Source organism: Pseudomonas sp. R1-1, from assembly GCF_051132135.1.
Classification (GTDB): Bacteria; Pseudomonadota; Gammaproteobacteria; order Pseudomonadales; family Pseudomonadaceae; genus Aquipseudomonas.
In genome coordinates, this window is record NZ_CP071663.1 from 4,953,068 (window position 1) to 4,964,838 (window position 11,771).

At 61.0% G+C, this 11,771-nt stretch carries 13 protein-coding genes; 5 read left to right on the forward strand and 8 right to left on the reverse strand.

All coding sequences use genetic code 11. From position 1 onward, the window contains the following. Window position 1 precedes the first annotated feature (1 nt). A complete protein-coding gene (locus J3P75_RS22275) occupies window positions 2-637 on the forward strand; it encodes a TetR/AcrR family transcriptional regulator (protein ID WP_434708205.1) in 636 nt (211 codons plus the stop codon). Between the two features lie 117 nt (window positions 638-754). Here the strand turns inward: J3P75_RS22275 and J3P75_RS22280 are convergent, their stop codons facing one another. After that, window positions 755-1,537 carry a class I SAM-dependent methyltransferase gene (locus J3P75_RS22280; RefSeq protein ID WP_434708206.1) on the reverse strand — a complete coding sequence of 261 codons (783 nt, stop codon included), beginning with the start codon at window positions 1,535-1,537 and terminating at the stop codon, window positions 755-757. Between the two features lie 92 nt (window positions 1,538-1,629). Here J3P75_RS22280 and J3P75_RS22285 point away from each other — a divergent pair, with 92 nt between their 5' ends. Further along, on the forward strand, window positions 1,630-2,250 hold the full coding sequence (locus J3P75_RS22285) for an energy transducer TonB (protein WP_336354972.1): 621 nt from the start codon (window positions 1,630-1,632) through the stop codon (window positions 2,248-2,250). 3 nt (window positions 2,251-2,253) lie between these two features. Here the strand turns inward: J3P75_RS22285 and J3P75_RS22290 are convergent, their stop codons facing one another. The 7 genes from J3P75_RS22290 to ppc form a co-directional block, all read right to left on the reverse strand. Continuing rightward, entirely contained in the window at window positions 2,254-2,946 is a 693-nt protein-coding gene (locus J3P75_RS22290; RefSeq protein WP_434708207.1) for an extensin-like domain-containing protein, read from the reverse strand. Window positions 2,947-2,948: 2 nt separating this feature from the next. Further along, window positions 2,949-3,785 (reverse strand): isocitrate lyase/PEP mutase family protein, encoded by an 837-nt coding sequence (locus J3P75_RS22295; RefSeq protein ID WP_434708208.1) that lies wholly within the window; start codon window positions 3,783-3,785, stop codon window positions 2,949-2,951. A 31-nt stretch (window positions 3,786-3,816) separates the two neighbouring features. Beyond that, window positions 3,817-4,677 (reverse strand): DUF72 domain-containing protein, encoded by an 861-nt coding sequence (locus J3P75_RS22300; protein WP_434708209.1) that lies wholly within the window; start codon window positions 4,675-4,677, stop codon window positions 3,817-3,819. Continuing rightward, complete coding sequence (locus tag J3P75_RS22305; protein ID WP_090281974.1) at window positions 4,677-4,988, reverse strand: hypothetical protein; 312 nt, start codon at window positions 4,986-4,988, stop codon at window positions 4,677-4,679. Before J3P75_RS22305 ends, J3P75_RS22300 begins: the two co-directional genes overlap by 1 nt. A gap of 252 nt (window positions 4,989-5,240) precedes the next feature. Beyond that, complete coding sequence (gene tsaB / locus J3P75_RS22310) at window positions 5,241-5,915, reverse strand: tRNA (adenosine(37)-N6)-threonylcarbamoyltransferase complex dimerization subunit type 1 TsaB (RefSeq protein WP_434708210.1); 675 nt, start codon at window positions 5,913-5,915, stop codon at window positions 5,241-5,243. 95 nt (window positions 5,916-6,010) lie between these two features. Continuing rightward, window positions 6,011-6,661 (reverse strand): adenylate kinase, encoded by a 651-nt coding sequence (gene adk, locus J3P75_RS22315; protein WP_039762420.1) that lies wholly within the window; start codon window positions 6,659-6,661, stop codon window positions 6,011-6,013. A 302-nt stretch (window positions 6,662-6,963) separates the two neighbouring features. After that, entirely contained in the window at window positions 6,964-9,594 is a 2,631-nt protein-coding gene (gene ppc, locus J3P75_RS22320; RefSeq protein ID WP_434708211.1) for a phosphoenolpyruvate carboxylase, read from the reverse strand. 214 nt (window positions 9,595-9,808) lie between these two features. Between ppc and J3P75_RS22325 the strand changes: the two genes are divergently transcribed. The 3 genes from J3P75_RS22325 (at window position 9,809) to J3P75_RS22335 (ending at window position 11,769) form a co-directional block, all read left to right on the forward strand. Continuing rightward, the gene (locus J3P75_RS22325; RefSeq protein ID WP_090281971.1) at window positions 9,809-10,153 is read left to right on the forward strand and encodes a pilin assembly protein; all 345 of its coding nucleotides are present in this window, start codon (window positions 9,809-9,811) and stop codon (window positions 10,151-10,153) included. 368 nt (window positions 10,154-10,521) lie between these two features. Beyond that, window positions 10,522-10,926 carry a DUF4398 domain-containing protein gene (locus tag J3P75_RS22330; protein ID WP_090281970.1) on the forward strand — a complete coding sequence of 135 codons (405 nt, stop codon included), beginning with the start codon at window positions 10,522-10,524 and terminating at the stop codon, window positions 10,924-10,926. Between the two features lie 54 nt (window positions 10,927-10,980). Further along, window positions 10,981-11,769: an OmpA family protein gene (locus tag J3P75_RS22335; protein ID WP_024011746.1), complete on the forward strand. Its 789-nt coding sequence runs from the start codon at window positions 10,981-10,983 to the stop codon at window positions 11,767-11,769. The last annotated feature ends 2 nt before the right edge of the window (window positions 11,770-11,771 follow it).

The window sequence follows — 11,771 nt, forward strand, 5'->3', positions numbered from 1 at the left end:
AATGTCGAACAATCCTGCAGCTCCAAACGGCCCAGGCCGCCCCAAGGATCTGGCCAAGCGCCAAGCCATCCTCGACGCGGCGAAAATCCTCTTTCTTACGCACGGTTACGCCAACACCAGCATGGACGCGGTGGCCAGCGAGGCCGGTGTGTCAAAACTGACGGTCTACAGCCATTTCAACGACAAGGAGACGTTGTTCTCTGCTGCCGTGGTGGCTAAATGCGAAGAGCAATTACCGCCGCTGTTCTTCGAATTGCCGGAAGGCATTGCGGTGGAAAATGTGTTGCTGAACATTGCCCGGGGCTTTCACCAACTGATCAACAGTGAGGAATCGGTCAATCTGCACCGGCTGATCATGGCGCTGGGAAGTCAGGACCCGAACCTGTCGCTGATCTTTTTCCAGGCCGGCCCCGAGCGCGTGGTGAACGGCATGGAGGGGCTTCTGGCGAAAATCAACGAAACTGGCGCGCTGAAGATCGACCAGCCACGCAACGCGGCCGAGCACTTCTTCTGCCTGATCAAGGGCGCGGGGAATTTTCGTTTGTTGTATGGCTGTGGTGAGCCGCTGACTGGCGACGCGGCGGAGAGCCATGTGCGCGAGGTGGTGGGGTTGTTTATGCGGGCTTATACACCCTGACTTTTTGCTTTGGCTGGACTGCCCCCATCGCTAGCAGGCTAGCTCCCACAGGGGTTTGGTGTGGACCACAAATCCAGTGTGGGAGCTAGCCTGCTAGCGATTGGGAGCGACTCGGTCTTACGCCTTCAGCGCTTTTTTCGGGTAAATGTCATACCGGCTCGACTTGCCATCCAGCGCATGGCTCGGCTTCGGCCCTTCAATGCACGGCGCCTTGCGCGGGCGCTTGACCACTACCCGGTGCGTGGCCAACGCCAGCGCGGCTTCGAGCAGTGCTGGTGCATCCGGGTCATCGCCGACCAAGGGCCGGAACAGGCGCATTTCCTTTTTCACCAACGCGGTCTTCTCTCGGTGCGGAAACATCGGATCGAGATAGATCACCTGCGGCGGCTCGCCTTGCCAATTGCGCATGACCTCAATGGAATTGCCCTTGAGCAGCTTCATCCGCGCCACGATCGGCGCCACATCAAAATCCTCCGCCGCCCGTGCCAGACCGTCTTCCAGCAGCGCGCCAATCAGCGGCTGGCGCTCGATCAGGCTCATGTCACAGCCGAGGCTGGCGAGGACGAAGGCATCCTTGCCCAGCCCCGCCGTGGCATCCAGCACGCGCGGGCGCACGCCTTGGGCGATACCGACCGCTTTGGCGATCATCTGCCCACTGCCGCCACCGTACAAACGCCGGTGCGCCGCGCCGCCCTCGACAAAGTCGACCCGCACCGGCCCCGGTGCGTCCGGGCCGAGCTGTTGCAGCTGCAAACCCTGCTCGCCGACCTGCAAAGCGAACTCGCCGTCAGCCTCGGCGAGCGGCAGGCCGAGACGTTCGGCCCATTGCTCGGCTTGCGCTTGAAACGTCGCGGCGAGGGCCTGGACATGGATGCGGCAGGCCGCGGGTGACTCGATCATGAAAAAACGCTCAAAAAAGTTAAGGATCGACAAAAACCGCCGATAAACCATTCAACGCGCATTTTGCCAGAGCTGAGCGTCAACCGAAAAAAATGTCAGGCATTCTTCCCACATCGATTGGCTACATCTCGCCCCATGGCGATTTCAGCCGTCATAACACTCAAGCACTGAGCGGCGTCAGTCACCTGTGGCAGGATTTCTTTGCCCAGGCGCTGGCTGAACAGTCGAGTGAAGTGGTGCCAGCCTGCGGCACGTTCCCACCGGTTGACCTCAACAGCCCGCAAGAGCCAACCATCGGCAGCGAACTGCACGCGCACATCGTCAGTCAGCGCGAGTGCGATGTGGTCGAAACCCAAGTGCGTCCGCCGGAGCCGTTGTTCCTGCCGATCGCCGAGTTCGAGATGGAATTGCTCGACAAGCCGTTCCCACCGTTCCCGCCAGAAGAACTCAAAGCCCAGCAGGAACAGCAGGATTTTGACAGCAGCTGGGTCCGCCCGATCGTGATCAACAATGGTCAGCCAATGCCAGAACCTGGCCCGGCACCGCAGAAGAAGCCGCTGTACCTGCCGATCGCCGAATTCGATCTCGATCTGCTGCAAAAGCCTTATCCGCCATTCCCGCCGGAAGAAATTGTCGAGCAGCAAAAAGCCCTCGACTTCGATAACGGCTGGGCACGCCCGATCGTTCTGCAGAACTTGCGCCTCGCCGCATAAACCTCAGCGACACACGCTCCAGCGCCCGACATCGACATGAAAGTGATTGCGATGGGCTGCGTTGTAATCCGGGCTCAACACCACACTGAACGCCTCGCAGGCGCCGTCACGCACCTGTCGCAGGAAGCGTGCGTCCTGATTGTCCTTGGGCCAGTCCTTGAGCACGCTGATGCTGCGCCCGTCAGCCAGACGGAAACCGGCGATATCCAGCGCATCGGCGCTGGCGTGACGGCTTAGCGCCCCGCTCTCGCGGTTATACACATTGCGACAGGCGAAGCTGCCAAGGTGATCGACACGCGCGACTTTCTGACCGTAAACGGCCTGCGCGGCCGGTTGCAGGGAATGATGTTCGAACATCGCGTAAGCCACCGCCAATGGGCAACTGGCGAGGAAACTACTGCTCAGCGCGGTCTGACCACCCTGTACGCGCAATGCGCCAATCAACGGGCACTTGGCGCCAGGACTGTCAGATTGCGGTGAAACGCGCAGATCCGAACTGCGCAAAGCCTGAGCGCAAAGTGCCGGATCACTGCGCAGGCGCATCAGCTTGTAACCGGTGAGCCAATTGGGCGTGGCTTTGATGTCCAGCGGCGCCCACGGATCCCACTGCGCCGGCACGTCCAGCCAACCGCGCCAGACGCTGACCGCAGCTCCGCCCAGCGCCAATAGAATTAACCAGAAAATCCAGCGCCCCATGCTCAGCCTTTGAACAATTGATTGGCCTTGGCGTACGGCATCGATTGCGACGTGAAGCCAAAGGTGCCCGATTGCTGGATTTCCTCAGCGGCGCGGAAAAACTCGCCAAACGCCGCCAGCGCCAACGCCGAACCGGTGCTGACGCGCCGCACGCCCATGTCCTGCAATTGCTCCACCGTCAGTTGCAAACCACCGGACATCAACACATTCAGCGGTTTCGGCGCCACCGCCCGGACCACCGCCAGCACTTCTTCGGCAGTGCGCAAACCCGGCGCATACAACACGTCGGCGCCGGCTTCGGCGAAGGCCTGCAAGCGGCGGATGGTATCGTTGATATCGGGATTGCCGTGCAGGTAGTTTTCCGCGCGGGCGGTCAGCACGAAGGGAAACGCTAGCGTGCGCACCGCCGCGACTGCGGCCTCGATGCGCGCTACGGCGTGTTCAAAACAATAGATCGGCGCGTCTGCGCGGCCAGTGGCATCTTCGATCGAACCGCCCACGGCTCCGGCCTCGGCGGCGCGCAGCAGGCTCTTGGCACACTCGGCCGGGTCATCGGCAAAACCGTTTTCGAGATCCACTGCCACCGGCAGATCCGTTGCCGCGACGATGGCGCGAACATTGGCCAGGGTCTCGTCCAGGCTCAACGCACCATCGGCCTTGCCTTGCGAAAAGGCATAACCGGCGCTGGTGGTCGCCAAGGCCTGATAGCCGAGGCTGGCGAGCATTTTCGCCGAGCCGGCGTCCCACGGATTGGGAATGACGAAAATCCCCGATTGTTCGTGCAGGGCTTTGAAGGCAAGGGCTTTACGGGCTTGTTCGTTGCGGGCTGAAGCGTCCATCGGCAGGCTCCGGGCGGAAAACACAAACGCCTCAGAGCAGGCCAAGTTGCTCGGCGGCGGGTTCTCTGTATAGCTCAGGCAGCGCTGGCAGGCCAGGCAAACGCTGCATCAATTGCGTGTGAAAACGTTGCGCCAGCTTCGCCGCCAGCAGATTGTCAGCGGTGTGCAGAAAGATATACGGCGTACGCCCTTCTTCGATCCACTCGGCAATCTTGCTCACCCACGGCAGCAGAAACGGATCGTTGGCTTCCAGCTCAGGATGACCGATGAAGCGCACCTGCGGGAACTGGGTAAACGCCGCCGGACGCGTCGGCACTCGCGGCTTTTTCGATTGTGCGTGGATCACCGAGGACTCGGTCGACAGGCAGCTGAACAGCGCGCGTGGATCAAGGCAGATGCGTTCGACACCACGATCGAGCAGCAGACGGTTGAGCAAGCGCTCACTCTCGCCCTTGGCGAAAAACTGCTCGTTGCGCACTTCGACCGCCAACGGACAGTCCAGCGCATCAATAAAAGCCGCCAGTTCCGGCAGCCGCTGCGGGGTGAAGCCTTTCGACAGTTGCAACCACAACGGCGACACCCGTTTGCCGAGCGGCTTGAGTAATTGCAGGAAGGTTTCGGCGGCGGTCAATTGATCGCGCAAGTCACCGCTGTGGCTGATGTCGCCGGGAAATTTGGCGGTGAAGCGAAAGTGTTCGGGCATGATTTCGGCCCAACGCTGCACGGTGGCTGGCGAGGGGCTGGCGTAGAAGGTGGTATTGCCTTCGACGGCATTGAACACTTGGGAATAGAGAGCGAGAAAATCCGTGGTTCTTGCGTCTACCGGATACAGATACTCGCGCCAGGCGTTTTCGCTCCAGGACGGGCATCCGAGGTAGTAAGGCAGAGCCATCAGATATACAGATCGAGGCCCAGCACGTCGGCATCCCAATCGACAAAACCGGCGGTACTCAGGTAGCTGGCCAAGGCCATCGCTACGCTTTTGCTCATGGCGCGGTGGTAGATCATGTCTTGCTGGCGGGCAGGCAGATTGCTCAGGCGTTGCGCAGTGGCTTTGGCGGCAGCACGGGCCGCCAGTTGTTCTTCAGTCGGAAACTCCAGCTCGCCGTCGATATCGTCGAGGGATTCATCCACCGTCACAGGGCCTTTGCGAGGCTTGCGCTTGATGGGATAGGACTGAGAGGAAACGCCGTCTATACGCATAATTTCATGCTCGGTATCAATGATGGCAATTTAGCGGCACCTGACCGACTTAGCAAACTGCCGAGTGATAACTAGAACACATAAAGCGCAAAAGGTTTTAAACGAGGGGAAAAAACTGACGATTGGCGATATTTGCGTGTGACTTATTTCCCTGTGGGAGCGAGCCTGCTCGCGAAGGGGGTGTGTCAGCCATTATTCCTTACCTGACCCACCGCTTTCGCCAGCAGGCTCGCTCCCACAGGGAAAGCAGACTTAGCGGGCTTTTGGGGTGGCGACTTTGTCGCGCAGGTAGACCGGTTGCGCGTCGTCCGCCGGGATCGACTCGCCGCGCGCCCAGGCAAAACGCGCCAGGGTCAGCAGGTCTTCGGCGTGGGGCAGCATGCCGGCATCGGCGCCGGTCAGGTTGACCGCAATGCGCTCGCCGTAGCCCCAACCGGTGCCGGCACCGAACCACTCGCCACAGGCGTCGGCCGGCAGCGCTGCGACTTCCGGTGGCAGCACGGCTTCGGCACCGACCAGACGCATCTCCCCTGCCGTCTCGCGGTAGCAGCCCCAATAGACTTCGTCCATGCGCGCATCGATGGCCGCCGCAACCTGGCTCACGCCATGTTCACGTAACGCACGTTGGGCCAACACTGCCAGATTGGACACCGGCAAGACCGGACGATCCAGCGCAAACGCCAGTCCCTGCACCACGCCGATAGCAATCCGCACACCGGTGAATGCACCCGGCCCGCGCCCGAACGCAATGGCGTCGACTGCTTGCAGCGTGGTCCCGGCATCAGCCAGCAACTGCTGGATCATCGGCAGCAACTTTTGCGCATGCAGGCGCGGGATCACCTCGTAATGGCTCGTCACCTTGCCGTCGTGCAGCAAGGCAACGGAGCAAGCTTCAGTCGCGGTGTCCAGGGCCAGCAAGGTACTCATCGATGTTTCCAGAACAAGGGTGGGGAAAAAAGTGCGTCAGTATAAACAACTACGGCCCGCAAGCGGGCCGTGGATGATGCAGCTATTCAGACTTTTCAGCTCAGCGCCGCGAGGACCTTGGCGGTGATCGCATCGACCGAACCGACGCCAGGAATGTGGCTGTACTTCGGCTTGCCGCCATTCTTCGCGGAGAGGTTCTGATAGAACTCCACCAGCGGCTTGGTCTGCGAATGGTAGACCGACAGGCGATGACGCACGGTTTCTTCGGTGTCGTCCTTGCGCTGCACCAGCTCTTCACCGGTGATGTCGTCCTTGCCGGCCAGTTTTGGCGGGTTGTAGACGATGTGGTAAACGCGGCCGCTGGCTTCGTGAACACGACGGCCGGCGATGCGCTGGACGATCTCTTCGTCTTCAACGGCGATTTCGACCACGGCGTCCAGCTCGACACCGGCAGTCACCAATGCTTCAGCCTGCGGAATGGTGCGCGGGAAGCCGTCGAACAGGAAGCCGTTGGCGCAGTCAGGCTGGGCAATGCGGTCCTTGACCAGGGCGATGATCAAGTCATCCGACACCAGGCCGCCGGCATCCATGATGCTCTTGGCTTGAACGCCCAGTGGTGTGCCGGCCTTGACCGCTGCGCGCAGCATGTCGCCGGTGGAAATTTGTGGAATGCCGAATTTCTCGGTGATGAACTTAGCCTGAGTACCTTTACCGGCCCCGGGAGCTCCCAGCAGAATGACGCGCATTAGATGTGCTCCTCAATTTTTTTATAAAAAGCTTTTACAAAACAAAGGATTCGCCGCTTGGGACGAATCCTGAAAAATACGGGTCGTGGCCGCACAAACGGCCAAAGGCTGATCAAGATACACAGCAGGCTGCGCCCACACAAGACGCCAAAAGTCGGAGAAACCGACGCCCGCCGCGACCTTGCGACGCGGTAACCCTAGTCGCAACCCCATCATTAACTGTCGCCTGGCGGCACTTTCCCCGCACACGCACAGCAGCACCTGGCAGCGATTGCTCGATGCCGCATGCCCTGTTGCAAACGTTAGCCGGTATTTCGCAAACCGGCGGCAATCCCCGCCACAGACACCAGCAGCGCCTGTTCCACCGGGCTGCCCTGCTCGACTTCCTGCTGCCGCGAGCGCGCCAGCAGTTCGGCCTGCAATAGATGCAGCGGGTCGAGATAGGTGTTGCGCAGACGGATGAATTCGAGGGTGTCAGGGCTGTGCGCGAGCAGCTGCGACTGGCCGGTCAGGCCGAGCACCACGCTGCACGCCTGCGACAATAGGTCGCGTAACTGCGCGCCTAAAGGCAGCAGGTCCGGCTCGACCAGACGCTCGTCGTAGGACAGCGCGATATCGGCATCGGCCTTGGCCAGGACCATCTCCAGCATGTCGATGCGCGTGCGGAAGAACGGCCACTGCTCGCGCATCTGCCCGAGCAACTGGCCTTCGCCGCGTTCCAGCGCCTTGCTCAGCGCTGACTCCCAGCCCAGCCACGCCGGCAGCATCAGCCGCGTTTGTGTCCAGCCGAAGATCCACGGGATCGCCCGCAGGCTCTCGATGCCGCCGGCGCGGCGCTTGGCTGGACGACTACCGAGCGGCAGGCGCCCCAATTCCTGCTCCGGAGTCGACTGGCGGAAGTATTCGACGAACTGCGGATTTTCGCGCACCACCTGGCGGTAAGCGCTGACACCGTCCGCCGCCAGTTCGTCCATCAGGTGCCGCCATTCGGGCGTCGGCGGCGGCGGTGGCAGCAATGTCGCTTCGAGCACCGCGGCCAGATACAGATTGAGGTTCTGCTCGGCGATGTCCGGCAGACCGAATTTGAAACGAATCATTTCGCCCTGCTCGGTGGTGCGGAACCGCCCCGCCACCGAACCCGGTGGCTGCGACAGAATCGCCGCGTGCGCCGGGCCGCCGCCACGGCCGACGGTACCGCCGCGACCATGGAACAACAGCAATTCGACTTGCTGCTCACGGCAGATTTCCACCAACCGTTCCTGCGCGCGGTATTGCGCCCAGGCCGCCGCGGTGGTGCCGGCGTCCTTGGCCGAGTCGGAGTAACCGATCATCACTTCCTGCGGGCCTTGCAGGCGCGCGCGATAACCCGGCAGCAGCAACAGCCGCTCCATCACCGGCCCGGCGTTGTCGAGGTCGGCGAGGGTCTCGAACAGCGGCACCACGCGCATCGGCCGCAGCACACCGGATTCCTTGAGCAGCAGTTGCACGGCGAGCACATCGGAAGCCGCGCCGGCCATGGAAATCACGTAAGAGCCGAGCGAAGCCGCCGGGGCGGCGGCGATTTCCTTGCAGGTATTGAGCACTTCGGCGGTGTCGGCCGACGGCTTGAAATGCGCGGGCAACAACGGGCGGCGGTTGCTCAGTTCCTGAGTGAGGAATTTGATCCGTTGTTCTTCATCCCAATCCTCATAACGCCCAAGCCCGAGGTAATCGGTGATTTCGGTCATCGCCGAGCTGTGCCGTGCGGAATCCTGACGCACATCCAGACGCACCAGAAACAGACCAAAAGTTACGGCGCGGCGCAGGCAATCGAGCAACGGCCCATCGGCGATCACGCCCATGCCGCATTCATGCAGCGAGTTGAAACACAGCTCCAGCGGCCCGAGCAGGTCGCGATTGTTGTGCAGCACCTCGGCGGGTGCGGGTGTCGGCGCGGTGAGTGCGGCGTGAGCCCAATTACGCGTCGCTCGCAGGCGCTCGCGCAATTGCTTGAGCACCGCACGATACGGTTCGGCGCTGTCGCCGGCCTGGGCCTTGAGCGCGTCACTGGCCTGTTGCATCGACAGTTCGGCGGCGAGGTGATCGACGTCGCGCAGGTACAGGTCGGCGGCCATCCAGCGCGCCAGCAATAACACTTCGCGGGTTACGGCGGCGGTGACATTGGGGTTGCCGTCACGGTCGCCGCCCATCCACGAGGCGAAGCGAATCGGCGCAGCCTCCAGCGGCAGGCGCAGGCCTGTAGCTTCGTGCAACGCTTTGTCGGCCTTGCGCATGTGGTTGGGAATGGCTTGCCACAGCGAGTGTTCAATCACCGCAAAGCCCCATTTCGCTTCGTCGACCGGGGTCGGCCGCGTGCGGCGGATTTCTTCGGTGTGCCAGGCTTCGGCGATCAATCGTTGCAGGGTGGTGTGGATCTGTTCGCGCTCCGCGCTGGTCAGGTCGCGATGGTCCTGCGCGGCGAGTTGCGCGGCAATCGCGTCGTACTTCTGAATCAAGGTGCGGCGGGCGACTTCGGTCGGGTGCGCGGTCAGCACCAGTTCGATTTCCAGCCGCGCCAGTTGCCGGGCCAGGGATTCGGCGCTGTGGCCTTCACTGCGCAAACGCGCCAGCAGTTCAGGCAATACGCGGGATTCGAACGGCGCCGGTTGCGACTCTTCGCGCCGGTGAATCAACTGATATTGCTCGGCGATGTTCGCCAGGTTGAGAAACTGGTTGAACGCTCGCGCCACCGGGAGCAATTCGTCTTCGCTCAACTGATTGAGGCTGGCGCTCAGTTCGGCGTCCATCGAACCGCGCCGGTCAGCCTTGGCGCCCTTGCGGATCTGCTCGATCTTGGCGAGGAACTGCTCGCCGTACTGATCTCGAATGGTGTTGCCCAACAGCTCTCCGAGCAGGTGAACATCTTCGCGCAAGCGTGCATCAATATCGGTCATCAGCAGTTCTCCAACGGTAATCGGGACGGCGCAGAAACGAATGCTTTGCTCGAGAGAGTGCCGCTCTGCGGCGCTTCTTACAAGCAGCCGACGAAGGGACTTTAAACCTTGAGCAGCAAAGCTAGTCTCAACAGTAAGCCGCACGACGGCTTGCCGCCGGCCCTGGCGGACACTCACCCAGACCTGCCATGAGCAGGTGCGAAATGAGGTCATCATGAAAATCCGTGAACTTGCCCAGCATTGGGAAGAAAACGCCAAAGGTCGCCTGACCGATACTGGCTACACGATTCATCTGGACGTGGAATCTGCCGCAAGGCTGGCGGCGATTGCCGAGATGTATCCCAAACGCCATCCCGAAGAATTGCTCGGCGAACTGATCGGCGCGGCGCTTGAAGAGTTCGAGGCGAGCCTGCCGTATGTGAAAGGTTCGACGGTGGTCGCGACCGATGAGGAAGGTGATCCGCTGTACGAAGACGTCGGGCCGACGCCGCGTTTTCTGGCGCTGTCGAGACGGCATTTGCATGATCTGGCCTCAGCCGAAAACAAACAGAATCACTGACCCAACACAGACCAAAATGTAGGAGTGAGCCTGCTCGCGATGGCGGCGTATTTGTCGACACATCCAGCGGCTGATACACCGCCATCGCGAGCAGGCTCACTCCTACAATGGACCGTGAAAACCCTTCATGTTCGCGTCCATTTTGCCCCGCGCGTACCCCTTCAAACCGCCAAAGTTCCCGTTCCAGAGCCTTGTCCAAACGGTCAATTTAATTTTTGGCGATAGGCCATCTTTTCTGAACTTTTCAAAAATGCATCCGGTCGGAACAGGTAACCACGCCTGGAACGAGCGTTTCAATTCGCGTCAACAAGCGATGCTTTCGGCTCCTCTGCCAGGATGGATTCAGTTGTATTTTCAGGAGATGCCTAATGGAGTTGAAGACCATGAAAACCCAATCCACGTTTTCCCACCTGCGCGGTCTGAAACTGGCCGCTCTGGCCATCGGCACCAGCTTCGTTCTGGCCGGTTGCGCCGGTAATCCACCGACCGAGCAGTACGCCGTGACCCAATCGGCCGTCAACAGCGCAGTCAGCGCCGGCGGTACCGAGTTCGCTGCGGTGGAAATGAAGCAAGCGCAGGACAAGCTCAAACAAGCCGAAATCGCCATGCACGACAAGAAGTACGACGAAGCCCGTCGCCTGTCCGAACAGGCTGAGTGGGACGCTCGCGTCGCTGAACGCAAGGCTCAGGCTGCAAAGGCTGAACAGGCTGTGAAGGATTCCCAGAAAGGTGTTCAGGAACTGCGTCAGGAAAGTCAGCGCACCGTGCAGTAAGCGCGCATCCGATTGCAAAGCTGAATCTCTTACCGATAGAAAGGACGACAAATTATGCGTAAGCAACTGATGATTCCCGCTCTTCTGGCCGCAAGCGTTGCGTTGGCTGCCTGCTCCACCCCGCCTAACCCGAACCTGGAACAGGCACGCACCAACTACGCCGGCCTGCAGGCCAACCCGCAGGCGAGTAAAGTCGCCGCACTGGAAACCAAAGACGCCAGCGATTACCTGGACAAGGCCGACAAGGCCTATCTGGACAAAGAAGACGCAGCCAAGGTTGACCAACTGGCCTACCTGACCAACCAGCGCGTGGAAGTGGCCAAGCAGACCATCGCCCTGCGCACCGCTGAGAACAACCTGAAGAACGCCGCCGCGCAACGTGCCCAGGCGCGTCTGGATGCGCGTGACCAGCAGATCAAACAGCTGCAGGACAGCCTCAACGCCAAGCAGACCGATCGCGGCACGCTGGTGACGTTCGGTGATGTGCTGTTCGCCACCAACAAGGCCGACCTGAAATCCAGCGGTCTGGTGAACATCAACAAACTGGCGCAATTCCTTCAGGAAAACCCGGATCGCAAAGTGATCGTCGAGGGTTACACCGACAGCACCGGCACCGCCAGCTACAACCAGTCCCTGTCGGAGCGCCGCGCGACTTCGGTGCAAATGGCCCTGATCAAAATGGGTGTCGATCCATCGCGTATCGTCGCTCAGGGTTATGGCAAGGAATACCCGGTCGCGGATAACGGCAGCGTCTCGGGCCGTGCGATGAACCGTCGGGTGGAAGTGACCATTTCCAACGACAACCAGCCGGTTGCACCGCGTTCCTCGGTGAGCTCGAACTAAGT